This is a genomic window from Spiribacter halobius, from assembly GCF_020883455.1.
In the GTDB taxonomy this organism is placed as follows: Bacteria; Pseudomonadota; Gammaproteobacteria; order Nitrococcales; family Nitrococcaceae; genus Sediminicurvatus; species Sediminicurvatus halobius.
Window position 1 is genome coordinate 1,333,847 of the sequence record NZ_CP086615.1, and the last position, 13,962, is coordinate 1,347,808.

Here is a 13,962-nt window from a genome sequence, read left to right on the forward strand (position 1 = left end):
GCGGCTCACCTTGGAGTTTACGAGATCACGCGTGAGGCATTACCACGGCTCGTATCGAGCATGGCCGCCGGCCTGGCCGAAACTCACGGCCGCCTTGCCTTCACCGGTCGATTCTTTAGCTTCTGACATGCCATGCACCTTCCTACGTTCGCCGGCTAATGGCTGAGTTGCGCGGCGTTCGTGCTTTCACGTGCACGGGGGGCTAGTCCTGATCCCGCTTGTCAGACGCGATGCGCCATCGATACGTCGTTGAGCGCCGTTGCGCCGGTACCCACGCGCCGTCGGGTCAGACCCTGACTCCGAAACAAAGGAAGGCCCCGCGCGGGGGCCAAAAGCAGGAGGAGAGGTCGATGCCGTTGGCATCACCGGATTCTATGCAATCCGTGTGCCATTCGCTCACGTGGATGGCAGCCGGTGGGGCCGAGGGGCGGTGCCAGCGATTGCGCCGGCATGGGCCGGGGACGCTCCAGGGGCAGTCGCAGCACAGCGTAATCGGCCGCCATGCGCTCGGTCGCGCGAGTTGCAAGCCCTTGCTCCAGATCGGCCAGCACGGCGGGCGGCTGGCGCTCCGCCGGGATGACAAAGAGTCCCAGCCGGAGCAGCCGCTCTCCGAGTCGCGGCTGGCTGGTCAACACCACGAGGGGGGCCGCGAGCACCAGCCCGACGAGTACCGGCGTCAGTGCCCAGAAGAAACGGGTTGCGAGCGCCAGGGTGAAACCACCCCAAAACACGCCAGCGGCAGTGGCGAGGACAGTGTGGCGTAGCGCCTCGCTCCAGGGGACGGTGCGTCCGCAGCGGTTCTGAGGGTTCCAGGAGACACGGCGGCCGCATAGCACGCACGCCACGAACCAGGCGTGGAACGTCATCATCACCGGTGCAAGCACCACCGAGAACACCAGCTCCAGCACGGCGCCGGCGAGGAGCGGCGGCGCGCCGCCGAATGCCAGCCGACTGGCGCGTCGCCCGAGCGTCAGCGCCACCCCCAGCACCTTCGGCAGCACGAGCATGGCCACCACAATCCCCAGCAGCCACAGAATCTCGTCACCGCGAGTGACTGGCCAGCGCGGGAAGAGCTGGTAGCCGTCGACGAAGTAGTGCTCCGTGCGCAAGGCGCGCTGCAGGGCGTCCGCGGTGCTCGTCAGCAGCAGGGCAAGCCACAGGAAGGAGCAGCCATAGGCGAGGGCACCCATAAGGAAATACAGCCGATTTAGCGTGTGCAGACCGTAGGCGGCGAGCAGTCGCAGGTGTTGCAGATTGCCCTCGGCCCAGCGACGGTCGCGCTTGGCGTGGTCCAGCACGTTGCCCGGCAGCTCCTCGTAGCTGCCGCCGATCTCCGGCAGCAGGTAGACGTACCAGCCCCCGCGGCGCATGAGTGCCGCTTCGACGAAGTCGTGACTCAGGATCTCGCCCCCGAGGGGCGGGCGGCCGGAGAGCACGGGCAGGCCACAGTGGTCCATGAATGGTCGGGTGCGCAGGATTGCGTTGTGGCCCCAGTAGTTGGCGGTGTCTGTCTGCCAGAAGCTCATCCCGGTGGCGAGCATGGGTGCGTAAAGGGCCGCGGCGAACTGCTGCATACGCGCGAACGGCGTTCGCTGGCCCACCGGCTGGGGCACCGTCTGTAGGATCCCGGCGGTCGGATTCACCTGCATGGTGCGCACAAGCGTGGTGAGCGTACGGCCGCTCATGAGGCTGTCGGCATCGAGCACCACGAGATATTCATAGCGCTCGCCCCAGCGTCGGCAGAACTCCGCGATGTTGCCGGCCTTGCGTCCCTCGTTGCGCGTTCGGCGGCGGTAGTACTGTCCACTGCAACCCTGCAGGCGCCGGCAGAGCGCCGCCCATGCCTGCGCCTCCTCGGTGGCGATGGCCTCGTCGGTGCTGTCGCTGAGCAGGTAGAAGTCGAAGGCGCTGCCCTCGCCGGTGCGCTGCAGATCGCGGTAGACGGCCTCGAATCCTGCGATCACGCGGGTGACGTCCTCATTGTGGACCGGCATCACGATCGCGGTGCGCGTAGTGATTGGCAGATCGGCCGGCGCTCGGGCGGGAGCCGGTCGCAGCGATAGCGGGTCCCGCCCGAGGGCAAGCAGGGCCGCCCCGGTGGCTGCCGTGCAGAACGCAACGGCGATCCAGCCCGAGGTCACCGTGAACAAGGCGAGGATGACCCCCTCCAGTGGCGAGAGGCCGTTCGCTGCCAGGACGCCGAACATCAGGGCGACGAGATAGGCCGTGAGCCCGAGACAGGCGCTGAAGAACGCGAGTCTGCGCAGGCGCGGCAACGGCACCTCGAGACCCGTATGGATGGGCCACAAGGGATCGGCGAGAGAGTGGTTCGTGTGCATGCTGCTCTCCCGTCACCAGAAACCGGAACTCCCGCGGAGCACGCTTCCGTCCGGGGTCTCGTGGTTTCTGCCACCGCCGGCGCGGCGTCATCGGCGGTTGTGGAGAAGGCTTGGAGTGGCCGAGGTCGGCCTTCACTGCCCATTGCTTTGCAAGAGTCGTTCCCGGCGGCATCCGGCGGCGGTATGGAGGCGTCTTGGACGGGGCCGTGCGCATGCGGCGAACGCGCGTCGCCGAGCTGGGCTGATCGTGGCTGCGTGCTCGTTGCCGGCCGCAGCCCGGCTTGGCGGGACGGGGCGCCGTCTGGTCCTGTCGGAACGGGGCGCCGGCCAAGCCGCCGACGTCTCCGCCTTCCGCCACCGCCCGGTTGGCGACCAGCAGCGTCCCCACGCTAACGGATCTGTCGTGTGTCGGCGACGGAGGGGGCGCGCCCGGCGCTGCTGCGTCCCCGGCTTTCCGGGTTCCCTGCAACCGCGCTCGTGGCCGATCGGGCGTCGGCGACTCGCGACACTGTGACAGATGGCAAGGGCGGGCCTAGAGTACGGCAGCTTCGCTCGCAGGCAGGACGGTAATCCGTTTCATGGCAACCAGTGCGTGGTTTCTCCTTGTCGGCGGTCTGCTCCTTGCCATGGGCCTGACCTCGGATTTCCTGAAGCGGTTGCCCGTGACCAACGCCATGGTCTACCTCGCCGCAGGGGTGGTCATCGGACCGATGGCGCTGAACCTGTTCCATTTCAATCCTCTCGAGCAATCCGCGCTGCTCGAACGGATCACGGAGATGGTGGTCCTGCTGTCGCTGTTCACGGCGGGCATGAAGATGCCCGTTCCCGTGGACATGAAACGCTGGCGGTTCTCGATCTTGCTTGCGGTGCTGGGGCTCGCCATCACCGTCATCCTGGTTGCGGGCTTCGGCTACTATGCGCTGGGCCTGCCCGTCGGGGCCGCGCTTCTTCTCGGTGGATTGCTGGCGCCGACGGACCCGGTGCTGGCCACCGATGTCCAGGTCCGCCATCCCGGTGACCGAGACCGCCTACGCTTCGGCCTCACCTGCGAGGCCGGCATCAATGACGGCACCGCGTATCCGGTGGTCATGCTCAGCCTGGGGCTACTGGGGCTCCACGAGCTCGGCGGCGGCTTCCACTGGCTGGGTGTGGACCTGCTATGGGCAACGGTCGGAGGTGTGGCTATCGGCGTCGTCGCCGGAACCCTGGTGGGCTGGGGTGTCTGGGCGCTGCGCCGGAGAAACCCCGAAATCCGTCTCATGGGCGACTTCGTGGGGCTCGGCCTGATCGGGTTCGTCTACGGGGTCAGCCTGCTGGTGGATGCAGGCGGCTTTCTTGCGGTGTTCGCGGCCGCCATCGCCCTGCGCCAGACCGAGCGGCGGCTGCTCGGCCGGGTATCGGAGCGCTTCCGGCTGACGGATGGATCCCTGCAGTTCAAGGAGCAGCTGGAGCGGCTGTCCGTGGTGGTCTTGATCCTGATCATCGGCGGCACGCTGTTCCTGAACTCCTGGAGCTGGCGGGCCGTGGGCCTGGCCGCGTTCCTGTTCCTGGTGGCGCGCCCGGCAGGGGTGATCATCAGCGCCCTGGGTACCCGCACGCCGGCGCGGCATCGCCGGATGGCGGCGTGGTTCGGCGTGCGTGGCATCGGCTCTCTGTACTACCTGATGTTCGCCATCCAGTCGGGCCTTCCCGAAGACCTCGCCCTGGAACTCATCCACCTCACCTTGGTGGTGGTGACCCTGTCCATCGTCGTACACGGCGTCAGCGTGCGGCCTGCATTGCTGCACTATGCCGGGCGTGCCGATGCCGTCAGGCCGCCGAAACAACGGGCAGCGGCATCCCCGGCGCAACCCCCGGAGTGAGCCCGCCGGCACTGCACTGCCGGTCATGGAATGACGTGTCAGCTGACCGGTCTACCCGGGATTCCGGCGCAACGAGCTTTCACCGCACTGCATGCCGGCCCGAGCAGGCCTGGCGCGGCGTATACGCGGTGGATTCGCAGCTCGTTTCCCGGTTCCCCGCCGCGGGCACGCCAGTGTGCTCACCTTATGGGATACGCTTTGACAGTGAGCGCACCTACTTGGGGGCTGCTTGCCTCAGCTTCAGGGGCTCGCAGTCTGTAAGGCACCGTTTTTCACACTGCCCGCGTCGCGGCTTCCCGTCCCTGATCACGAATACTCGGTAACGAAAACGGCGAGGGAGCTCAGGCCATATGAACCCGATGGCCTACGCCGGCAACAAGGCGGAGGAGGCAGCGCACAACACCCGAGTACTGGCAATGTGCCACGGGGGGCGACGTGAACGGTTGAAGGCTGCCCCGGCCGCCGGCCGGGAGAGCGAGGGCGCCATGGAACCCGCACGGAGGCGGCGGTCGCCGGTATCACCCCAGCGGGCTTCGCACACCGGCGAAACCCGCCGCGAACACTAGAAGGATCAAAAGGTCGCTGCTCCAGCCCGGAGCCGACGAACCGCAATATCGTACGCGCAGGTTCATGCAGTGTGGGTGCGCGCAAGCCAATCCCTGTCATGAGTTTCAGTGATGAACGACGAATGCGAGATTCTACGGATTCACCGCGAGTGGATTGGGCTTGAAGAATCCGGAAAAGAGGAAGGGATCCTGAAGTTTTGTAGCAGGGACGTGGTTTGGCTTGTGCCCGGTCTGGGGGAAGTACAAGGCATTGAAGCGGTTCGGTCCTACCTCATTGCTCAGCCTGAGACAGTCATCGTCTCTATTGATACATTCAATGTCGCGGTCGAGGTGTCGAATGAGCTTGCGGTCAAGAGGGCCAGGTTTTGTACTACCTTCATGGATGGTGCTACAGAAGCGAAGGTCAGGGGCACGCACATTTGGACGCTCCGCAAAGACAGGCAGGAGGGTCAGTGGCAGGTGACCAGCGTCGCGTGGGTGATCGATGCGGAGACCTCATAGCCAGGCCAGTCACCGCGACGCCTGCTACATTGCGGCTTCGCCTCCATTCCTTGGCCGCGCATGCTGGCAGCGTTATGTGTCATTAGTAGCGCGCCATGGAGGTTCGTAGATGTCCCCGAAGTTCGAGCCCGGAAAAAATATCGCGATGAAGGTGCCCGTGCACGAGTATGAGAAGACTGTTGCATTTTATCGTGACGTTCTCGGACTGAAGACAATTCAAGATGATACGCCGAGCAGTACCGAGTCTGCGAAATTCGAGTTTGGCGGAAAGGTGCTTTGGATCGATAAGGTCTCTTCATTGAGCCAGGCGGAGATCTGGTTAGAATTGGTAACCGATCGTGGTGACGATGCCGCCCGACACCTGGAAGATAATGGGTGTATCCGTCGTGACGAAATCGAGGCGCTGCCACACGGCTTCAGGGGGTTCTGGGTCTCCAGTCCGTCAAACATCATCCATCTGGTGACTGAAAACGATGGCACATAGCCAGTCACTCGAGTTGGCTCTGGCCCTGGGCGGGCCTCCGCCGGACGGGGTTTTCGCTCCGATCCAGGCCCGCCGCTCAGCTTTGCGTTAGCCATTCGATGAGAGGGCCTTCTCGATGATTCTCAAGTCTTGACATGACAACCGCCTCCCAAAGCGGTCAGGTCAGGACGTGACCCAAGGAGAAGCCACTGATCTGGACTTGTAACGTTAAATTTGCGCCATGACTGAATCCTATCAGGTGCGCCGCGCCGCGACGGCGGATGCTGCAGAGATCGCCCGGCTATCTGTAGAACTCGGGTATGCGGCGTCGACCGGGGAAATTGCGGCTCGGCTGGTTGCTCTGTTGCCTGAACGACGGCAGTACGTTGCTGTGGCTGCTGGGCATGATGCTCTGCTCGGATGGGTCGCGGCGGAACGTCGACTGCTGTTGGAGTCGGGAGAGACGGTTGAGATCGTGGGCCTGGTTGTCTGCAGCTCCACCCGCCGATCGGGCGTTGGCAGAGCCCTGGTGGCCAGCGCCGAGCACTGGGCGTCGAGCCAGGGCATTGGTACGGTCACCGTTCGCTCCAATGCTGCGCGCGGCGAGTCCCATGCATTCTACGAGAGCATTGGCTACGCTCGGCAGAAAACCCAGCATGTATACGTAAAATCAGTGCGCGCCTGAGTTTGTTTTTCGGGCGGCGCGAGGGAGTTCGAAAGGTGCTTGAAGTGCCCTTTGAGGGTGGGTGTCAGTGCGGGGCGGTTCGATATGGCTGTGGTGCGCAACCGTTCGTCTCGTACACGTGCCACTGCCTGGCCTGTCAAAAGCTTACCGGGAGCGCATTTGCAACCTGTATTCAGGTTCCGGAGGAATCGCTCTCGATCGTGAAAGGCGCGCCTTCTTCTCGAGCAAGACCTGCCAACAGCGGGAACCGGCTAACCACCTCATTCTGTGCGGACTGTGGCTCAGCCCTCTACTCGGAAAATAGTGCCCGTCCACGGCTTCGTACGATATACGCAGGTACCCTCGATTGTGCGGCGGACGTCGAAGTGAACGCACACATTTGGACGAAGCGTCGTCTGCCTTGGGTCGTCCTGCCGAAAGGGCATCGTGTGTTTTCCGAGGCGGGCGATTGGCGGGAGGACTATGCTGCTGATCCGTCCCGCTTGGAGCGATAGCGGCCAGCCCAACCCTCTTTGCGCTCAGGCCCAACGACAGTGCGCCGGCGGGCTGCCCTCAAAGGGCCGCCGCCGAAAGCGGCGGCGGCCCGGCGCGCGCGGCGCTTACTTGACGATTGGCTCGGATACTCTATTCGCCCGCTTGCGGGGCCTGGTAAGCATCTTGGCAAGCGCCTTGTCGGCCTCGGCCTTGGCGAGCCGCCGCTCGAGCTCCTCCAGCCTCCGACCCTGCTCTGCGAGGAGGTCGCGCAGCCCGGCGCAGCAAGCTTCGTCGCGCCGCGGGATGGCGGTTGCCTTGACCGAGCCGAAAATCTCCCAGTCGCCCTCGTTGCGCCAGCGTCGAGCGAAGGGGATCGGCGCGCCCCCCATGGACTCAAGCTGTCCGTGGGAGAAGCGGAACACCGCGCTTCCGATCTGATCGTCCATGTTGCCGAAGGCCCCAATCCAGTCGAGCACGCTCACCCCGTCGGCGATTGCATCCTTGACTGCGCCGCCGATCGCGTCCGAGAGCGCCGCCACGTCCGCCTCGGTCGGCTCCTGCTTTGAGATTCCGAGCGTGCCAAGCAGGGAAGCGAGCCGGTCGCGCACGTTGCGGTCAAGTGCCTCGTGGCCGCGCTGGATGGCCGAGGCCGGCGTGCCGTCCTCCTCCATAAGCACCGCAATCACGCCCATCATGCCGCCGACCTCGCGCAGCGCGCCAAACTGCGTTGTCAGCGGGATTGGCTTCAGGACCGTGCGCCATTCCCCGATGATCGCGGGAATCGCCACTGTGTCGCCTGCATCCACGCTCGAGGTCCCGAGATTGCCATGGTTGCCGGGTGTGCCGATTACCGTTGGCGGTCCCTGAAGGAAGGGCGGTGCGGGGCCGTCGGTGTTGACGACGAGAGTCTCGCCGTCCGCCTTGAAGAAAACCGTCCAGAGATAGGGCTCGGCATTGCCGGGACCGTCGCCTTCGTCGTAGCACCGAATTCGTTCCAGCTTAAGCTCCACATTCAGGTCGAGCATTGTAATTACTCCGTCGGTCGCCGACAGTGCGGCAAGTTTATCTGCACTCTCGATCGTGGACTCTTCAGGATCGAAAATTCGGCACGCCATTGCCCTGAGGCCGACGGCTCGACGGCACTGCGTTATTTTTTGAGCATCCAAGGAAAGCGGCGAAATGTCCAACGAAAGGCGACGTGCGGTTTGCTTCGCGTTCCAGTTGCGGGGGAGTGGCTCAGCCGGTCCGGAAAAAGCACGGACCTCTGCGCCGTCAGCCGCGGAGGTTCCGCATTTTGGGCCGGTTGCCCGGGCCACTGCACGGGGTTCACGCGGCCTCAGCGCAGGTTAAAAAAGACAGGATGAACAGCACGAACATCACGACACCGACCGGGCAGCCGGTGGACTTCCTCAGTTGGAATGGACGCTCGGGCGCTATGCTCCCTGCGCGGGCGGGGCTTGACCCAAGCATCTTCCGGCTCGCGCGTCACCTCGGTAAGGAGCACCAGCATGGATCGCGTTGGCGGTGATGGCGGTCGCGTCCCGGCGCCGGGCCACGTCCCAGGCGCTGGCGCTCCAGGAGCAGCCGCCTCCTTGGAGCATGCCCCCGATGCCGTACTCGTCACGTGCATGCCGCGGAAACTGGCGTGTGGAGCGCATCGTGACGGGTGGGGTGGTGCGCAGCCATCCGGACCCGGCGCACCCAAGTTCATCAGGCTACCCGCGGATTCGGGTGGTATAGCAGCGGTCGGGGCTTAGGAAATCAGCGAGTTGCACGGGACTGTCCGCGGGGGCCGTGTTGTGCCAACTTTGGGTTTGCCGGGTCTAGCCAAGAGCGCTCATTGCAAGGCGAATGTCGCCGTTGTAGCGTTGCGCCATGTTTATCCGCTCCTCGCGCTCCCAAGGCCGCACCTACCTGCGACTGGTCGAGGGCTATCGCGACGCCCAGGGCCGGACACGGCATCGCCAGATCGCCCAGCTCGGACGGGCCGATCAGCTCACCGAGGACAAGGTCCAGAGCATCATCCGCGGGCTCAAGCGCCACACCGGCCTGCCGCTGGTCGACAGCGAGAGCGCGGAGTTCGAGCCGAGCCGCTCGTTGGGCGGCGCGTGGCTGCTCACCGAGATCTGGCGCGCGCTCGGTCTCGACGAGGGGCTCGTACGGGCGCTGCGCTCCTCCTACCGCCAGTTCGACCTCGAGGCGGTCATCCGCGCGATGGTGTTCAACCGGCTGCTGGATCCGCAGAGCAAGCTCGGGGTGCTGCGCTGGCTCGAGCGCGTGCATCTGCCCGGCGTCGATCAACGCCGTATCGACCACAATCAGCTGCTGCGCGCCATGGATGCGCTGATCGAGCACCGTGAGGCGGTCGAGGCGGTGGTCGCCGAGCAGATCCGCCCGCTGCTCGATCAGGACCTCACCGTGACCTTCTACGATGTGACCACGGTGCGCATCCACGGCGAGCACCGCCTCGAGGCCGATCTGCGCCAGCCCGGGATGAGCAAGGACACCGGCGGCATCGCGCGGCAGTTCGCGCTCGGGGTGGTGCAGACCGCCGAGGGGCTGCCCATCGCCCATGAGGTGTTCGAGGGCAACGTGGCCGAGAGCAGGACGCTCGCACCGATGATCACCCGGCTGCTGGAGCGCTTCCGCCTGCAGCGCGTGGTGGTGGTCGCCGACCGCGGGCTGCTGAGCCTCGACAACGTCGACACCCTGGAGGCGCTCGGCCGCGAACAGGGCCTGGCCGTGGACTACATCCTCGCGGTGCCCGGGCGGCGCTACGGCGAGTTCACCGAGCTGATGGCGCGCCTGCACCCCGAGCTCGCCCGCGAGGCTGAGGCCGAGGCCGGCGGCGGGGAGGCCGTCACCGAGACCACCTGGGCGGGGCGGCGGCTGGTGGTGGCGCACAATCCTGAGCGCGCCGCCGAGCAGAGCGCCCACCGGCGCCGGCGCATCGAGCGTGTTGATGAGCTTGGCCAGCGCCTCGCCCGGCGCCTGGACAACCAAGACGCCGGCAAGCCCGGGCGTGGGCGGCGCTCCTCGGATCGTAGCGCCTACCAGCGCTTCCACAAGGCGGTCGTCGAGCAGCGCCTCTCCGGGATCATCAAAGCGGACCTCACCGCCCCGGCGTTCCACTACGAGATCGACGAAGAGGCCTGGGCGGCGGCTGAGCGCCTCGATGGCAAGCTCCTGCTGGTCACCAGCCTCGAGGACCGCGAGGCCGGCGAGATCGTCGAGCGCTACCGCAGCCTCGCCGACATCGAGCGCGGCTTCCGGGCGCTGAAAGGCACCCTCGACATCGCGCCGGTGCATCACCGCCTGCCCGAGCGCATCCGCGCTCATGCGCTGATCTGCTTCCTGGCGCTGGTGGTCTACCGCGTGCTGCGCATGCGGCTGCGGGCCAATCCCCCGGCAGACGTACACAGCGTCGAGAGGCTGCTGGAGAGACTGGAGACGGTGCAGCTGCACCATCTCACCCTGGATGGCGAGTCGATCCAGGGGATCTCCATGGATGCCGCCCAGCGTGATCTGTTCAAGAGCCTGGAGGTGACGCCGCCGCGCCGCGATATCGCCGTGTAGTTGTGCCAACTCGAAACTCCAGGCCCCTGGCATCAACTACTTATGGCCGCGGCTGATGAACTTGGGGGCGCATTACTGGATCGAGGACGAGGACCTGAACCGGGTGGAGATCCGGCCAGGCGAGCGCATCGCGCCGTATGTGGGCGATCGCGTGCGGGTGACGGGGCGCTTCAGCTACGCACCGGATGCCGGTCGCGTGATCGAGGCCGATGCTGTCGCCGTGGAAGAATCCCGAGAGCAATAGGAATACGCCGCCCGTGCGAGATCGGGGATCCATGAGCACGAACACCATTCGGCAGAATCAGCGCATGACCCGCTTCGATGGCCACGATGAGGTATGGCTGTTCGGCTACGGGTCGCTTATCTACAAGGTGGATTTCCCCTACATTGCCGCCGTGCCGGCGAGCATCACCGGCTGGGTGCGGCGATTCTGGCAGGGCTCCCACGATCACCGGGGCACGCCCCGGGCGCCGGGCCGAGTCGCCACTCTGGTCCCTCAGCCGGGCGCGGTCTGCCAGGGTATGGCCTACCGCGTGACACCGGCGGTGTTCGGACGCCTCGACTATCGCGAGAAGAACGGCTATCTGCGGTTTGCCACCGAGCTCACCCTGGCCGACGGTCGTGCTGCCGAGGGTCTGGTGTATATCGCCACCGCGGACAACGAAGCGTTTGCCGGCGAGGCACCGCTTCCGGATATCGCCCGCCAGATTGCCGAAGCCGCCGGCCCCAGCGGTTCCAATCGTGAGTATCTCCTGCGACTCGCCCAGGCCCTGCGCAATCTGGGTGCGGACGACCCCCACGTCTTCGAGCTCGAGCGTCTGGTGAAGGGAGTCCGCCCGCCATCTCCACGCCCGCAGCCGTGAATCGCTGAGATATGCGGGCTAGTCCCGCCAGACGGCCGTGATCAGGTAGTCCGCCTCGCCCTGCGGGGTCCGGACCGTGAACGCCTCGTTGACCGATTTGCCGAGGGCCGCCCGGGCGAAGGGCGAGTCCACGCTGATCCAGCCGGCGGCCGGGTCGATCTCGTCGGCGCCGACGATGCGATAGCGCGCGAGGTCCCCCGCATCGTCCTCGACCTCCAGCCAGACGCCGAAGAATACGCGCTTGGCGTCGGCCGGGCGCTCTCGGACCACCGTAAGGGCATCCAGGCGTTTGCTGAGGTAGCGGATGCGGCTGTCGATCTCGCGCAGCTGCTTCTTGCCGTAGATGTACTCCGCGTTCTCCGAGCGATCGCCCATCGCCGCGGCCTCCGCCACGGCCTGCGTCACCTGCGGCCGGCGCACCCGCCACAGCCAGTCCAGCTCGCGGTTGAGGCGATCCCAGCCCTCGGGGGTGATGTAGGGCGATGACTTCGGTCTGGGCGGTCGATAGCGGCCCATGCTCTCCCCGTTACATGATTGCGAGCAGCGCCCGGCTGGTCATGGTGGCCGCTCCGCGCGCGTTCGCCAAGATGCCGGACGCCGAGGCGGGCTAGCAGCCCTTGGCCATGGAGGCTTCCGAAGTTGCGGGCGGCATGGCCGATGGGGAAAACTGGGATGAGGCTGTGGCCGACGCTCATGCGTCCCGCGCCGGACGGCCTGGCGTTGGATCGTTTGCATGGACATCGATAAGTACAGAGTAGGGCTGGCCGAGCGGAAGCATATCCGTGTGCTCCCCGACATAGAGCGTGCCGCTGCCGCGCGGTTTCCCGATGAGGTGCTGACACCCGAGATCCGCACGAGCACGGTGCCTGTCGAGCAGCTTGAAGCGGCTCATGCCGAGGGGCGGCTTTGGACGGCGGTGACCGCAACGGGAGAGCCGGTCGGTTTTGCAATCGCTATGCGTGAAGCCGATACCGCGTTTCTGCAGGAGATCGATGTTCATCCGGCCCATCAGAAACGAGGGCTGGGTCGGCAACTCATTGCGCATGTCATCGATTGGGCTCATGCGCAGCAACTCGCCTGGCTGACCCTCACGACATTCGAGTACGTGCCCTGGAATGCACCCTTCTATTCGCGGCTTGGTTTCCGCAAGCTCACAGAGTGCGAACTGAGTCGTGAGCTGCGAGAGCGTCTCGAGGAGGAGCGGGAACGAGGGCTCCGCCAACGTGTCGCCATGCGGCTTGAAATTGGCCTCGAGCCACCGGGCGATGCCACGCATGCGACTTGCTCGCGCGCACGCGCCTCATAACAGGCAGTCGAGTCTGAGGTGCGCAACCAGCACGGCGAACTCTGCGTGACCGGCAGGCTTGTTACCTGCACGGCGCCGGTCGGCCCGGTGTAGCCATGTCGGCGGCGCTACGGGCGGCCGACGCGACGATGGACCAGGCCGGGGACCCGCCGGGCTGCTGGACGGGCCTGGCAGTGCTGGCCACGGCCTTGCTCTTCGGCATGACGACCTGGTTCTCGGCCACGGCGGTGGTCCCGCAGCTCGAGGCGGTCTGGGCGATAACCCCTGCGCAGGCCGCTTGGCTGACCATCGCCGTGCAGCTTGGCTTCGTTGCCGGCGCCCTCGGATCGGCGATCCTGAACGTCGCCGATCGGGTCCCGCCTCGGCGGCTCATGCTCTACGGGGCGACCGGGGCTGCGGCCACCAACGCCTTGCTGTTGGTTGCCCAGGACGTCAGCGTAGCCATTGCCCTGCGCGGGCTGACCGGCATGTTCCTGGCCGCGGTCTATCCGCCGGCGATGAAGGCCATGTCCACCTGGTTCCGGGTCAGACGAGGCACCGCGCTCGGCGTCATGGTGGGAGCGCTGACCCTGGGGTCGGCCACCCCGCACCTGGTGAACGGCCTCGGTGGGCTGCAATGGCAGCTCGTGATAGTGGTCACGAGCCTGGTCACGCTCGCCGGTGGCCTGCTGGCGGAGTTCGCGGGCAGAGACGGCCCGTTCCCGTTCCCCAGGGGCCGTTTCGACCCCCGAATGGCCTGGCGGGTGTTCAGTGATCGCGGCGTGCGCCTGGCTTCACTGGGCTACTTTGGGCACATGTGGGAGCTCTACGCCATGTGGGCGTGGTTCTCGGTTTTCCTGGGGGACACGCTGAGCCTGCAGGGAATCAGCGCGGCAGGGCGCTGGGCGGCCATCGGCACCTTCGCCGTGATCGGTATCGGCGCCGTGGGCTGCTGGCTGGGCGGCGTGCTTGGCGACAGGCTCGGCCGGGCCAGGGCCACCATTCTCGCAATGGGCATCTCCGGGACCTGCGCAGTGAGCATCGGGTTCCTCCAGACCGCACCGATCCCGGTAGTCGTGGCCGTCGGCCTGGTCTGGGGGTTCTGGGTGGTCGCTGACTCGGCCCAGTTCTCCACGGCGGTCACCGAGCTCGGCCGGCAGGACTACGTGGGCACGGCGCTCACCCTGCAGCTGGCCATTGGCTTCATCCTCACCATCCCGACCATCTGGATCATACCGCTGATCGCGGAATCCACAGGCTGGCGCTTTGCGTTCGCGGTCCTCGCCCTGGGTCCGCTGGCAGGCATCATTTCCATGCGCCAGCTCAGGTGCCGGCACGCGGGTTGACG

13 protein-coding genes are annotated in these 13,962 nt (G+C 66.0%); 10 read left to right on the forward strand and 3 right to left on the reverse strand.

What is annotated here, in order from left to right:
- Positions 1-362: 362 nt before the first annotated feature.
- A complete protein-coding gene (gene mdoH, locus LMH63_RS06075; protein WP_109680129.1) occupies positions 363-2,339 on the reverse strand; it encodes a glucans biosynthesis glucosyltransferase MdoH in 1,977 nt (658 codons plus the stop codon).
- Between the two features lie 578 nt (positions 2,340-2,917).
- Here mdoH and LMH63_RS06080 point away from each other — a divergent pair.
- The 5 genes from LMH63_RS06080 to LMH63_RS19495 all read left to right on the forward strand — a co-directional run bounded on the left by LMH63_RS06080 (position 2,918) and on the right by LMH63_RS19495 (position 6,910).
- Positions 2,918-4,201 (forward strand): cation:proton antiporter, encoded by a 1,284-nt coding sequence (locus tag LMH63_RS06080; protein ID WP_109680130.1) that lies wholly within the window; start codon positions 2,918-2,920, stop codon positions 4,199-4,201.
- Between the two features lie 677 nt (positions 4,202-4,878).
- Positions 4,879-5,268 (forward strand): nuclear transport factor 2 family protein, encoded by a 390-nt coding sequence (locus LMH63_RS06085; protein WP_109680131.1) that lies wholly within the window; start codon positions 4,879-4,881, stop codon positions 5,266-5,268.
- 109 nt (positions 5,269-5,377) lie between these two features.
- On the forward strand, positions 5,378-5,752 hold the full coding sequence (locus tag LMH63_RS06090; protein ID WP_109680132.1) for a VOC family protein: 375 nt from the start codon (positions 5,378-5,380) through the stop codon (positions 5,750-5,752).
- A 220-nt stretch (positions 5,753-5,972) separates the two neighbouring features.
- Positions 5,973-6,416: a GNAT family N-acetyltransferase gene (locus LMH63_RS06095; RefSeq protein WP_109680133.1), complete on the forward strand. Its 444-nt coding sequence runs from the start codon at positions 5,973-5,975 to the stop codon at positions 6,414-6,416.
- Between the two features lie 44 nt (positions 6,417-6,460).
- Complete coding sequence (locus LMH63_RS19495) at positions 6,461-6,910, forward strand: GFA family protein (protein WP_369406046.1); 450 nt, start codon at positions 6,461-6,463, stop codon at positions 6,908-6,910.
- A gap of 105 nt (positions 6,911-7,015) precedes the next feature.
- Here the strand turns inward: LMH63_RS19495 and LMH63_RS06100 are convergent, their stop codons facing one another.
- Complete coding sequence (locus LMH63_RS06100; RefSeq protein ID WP_109680135.1) at positions 7,016-7,915, reverse strand: hypothetical protein; 900 nt, start codon at positions 7,913-7,915, stop codon at positions 7,016-7,018.
- 850 nt (positions 7,916-8,765) lie between these two features.
- Between LMH63_RS06100 and LMH63_RS06105 the strand changes: the two genes are divergently transcribed.
- From LMH63_RS06105 to LMH63_RS06115, 3 genes are read left to right on the forward strand one after another with little or no spacing between them, the layout of a single operon-like run.
- Complete coding sequence (locus LMH63_RS06105) at positions 8,766-10,466, forward strand: IS1634 family transposase (RefSeq protein ID WP_109680424.1); 1,701 nt, start codon at positions 8,766-8,768, stop codon at positions 10,464-10,466.
- Positions 10,467-10,521: 55 nt separating this feature from the next.
- Positions 10,522-10,710: a hypothetical protein gene (locus tag LMH63_RS06110; RefSeq protein WP_109679523.1), complete on the forward strand. Its 189-nt coding sequence runs from the start codon at positions 10,522-10,524 to the stop codon at positions 10,708-10,710.
- Positions 10,711-10,741: 31 nt separating this feature from the next.
- On the forward strand, positions 10,742-11,329 hold the full coding sequence (locus tag LMH63_RS06115; RefSeq protein WP_109679522.1) for a gamma-glutamylcyclotransferase: 588 nt from the start codon (positions 10,742-10,744) through the stop codon (positions 11,327-11,329).
- A gap of 18 nt (positions 11,330-11,347) precedes the next feature.
- On the opposite strand, the gene greB is transcribed toward LMH63_RS06115, so the two are convergent.
- The gene (gene greB, locus LMH63_RS06120; RefSeq protein ID WP_109679521.1) at positions 11,348-11,845 is read right to left on the reverse strand and encodes a transcription elongation factor GreB; all 498 of its coding nucleotides are present in this window, start codon (positions 11,843-11,845) and stop codon (positions 11,348-11,350) included.
- A gap of 217 nt (positions 11,846-12,062) precedes the next feature.
- On the opposite strand from greB, the gene LMH63_RS06125 reads away from it, so the two are divergent.
- The gene (locus LMH63_RS06125) at positions 12,063-12,635 is read left to right on the forward strand and encodes a GNAT family N-acetyltransferase (protein WP_109679520.1); all 573 of its coding nucleotides are present in this window, start codon (positions 12,063-12,065) and stop codon (positions 12,633-12,635) included.
- A gap of 95 nt (positions 12,636-12,730) precedes the next feature.
- Complete coding sequence (locus tag LMH63_RS06130) at positions 12,731-13,960, forward strand: MFS transporter (protein ID WP_199225713.1); 1,230 nt, start codon at positions 12,731-12,733, stop codon at positions 13,958-13,960.
- The last annotated feature ends 2 nt before the right edge of the window (positions 13,961-13,962 follow it).

Bases quoted from the DNA above. Each gene is read 5' to 3' on its own strand.
- mdoH (WP_109680129.1), bottom strand. From the start codon at position 2,339: ATGCACACGAACCACTCTCTCGCCGATCCCTTGTGGCCCATCCATACG.
- LMH63_RS06080 (WP_109680130.1), top strand. From the start codon at position 2,918: ATGGCAACCAGTGCGTGGTTTCTCCTTGTCGGCGGTCTGCTCCTTGCC.
- LMH63_RS06085 (WP_109680131.1), top strand. From the start codon at position 4,879: ATGAACGACGAATGCGAGATTCTACGGATTCACCGCGAGTGGATTGGG.
- LMH63_RS06090 (WP_109680132.1), top strand. From the start codon at position 5,378: ATGTCCCCGAAGTTCGAGCCCGGAAAAAATATCGCGATGAAGGTGCCC.
- LMH63_RS06095 (WP_109680133.1), top strand. From the start codon at position 5,973: ATGACTGAATCCTATCAGGTGCGCCGCGCCGCGACGGCGGATGCTGCA.
- LMH63_RS06100 (WP_109680135.1), bottom strand. From the start codon at position 7,915: ATGCTCGACCTGAATGTGGAGCTTAAGCTGGAACGAATTCGGTGCTAC.
- LMH63_RS06105 (WP_109680424.1), top strand. From the start codon at position 8,766: ATGTTTATCCGCTCCTCGCGCTCCCAAGGCCGCACCTACCTGCGACTG.
- LMH63_RS06110 (WP_109679523.1), top strand. From the start codon at position 10,522: ATGAACTTGGGGGCGCATTACTGGATCGAGGACGAGGACCTGAACCGG.
- LMH63_RS06115 (WP_109679522.1), top strand. From the start codon at position 10,742: ATGAGCACGAACACCATTCGGCAGAATCAGCGCATGACCCGCTTCGAT.
- greB (WP_109679521.1), bottom strand. From the start codon at position 11,845: ATGGGCCGCTATCGACCGCCCAGACCGAAGTCATCGCCCTACATCACC.
- LMH63_RS06125 (WP_109679520.1), top strand. From the start codon at position 12,063: ATGGACATCGATAAGTACAGAGTAGGGCTGGCCGAGCGGAAGCATATC.
- LMH63_RS06130 (WP_199225713.1), top strand. From the start codon at position 12,731: ATGTCGGCGGCGCTACGGGCGGCCGACGCGACGATGGACCAGGCCGGG.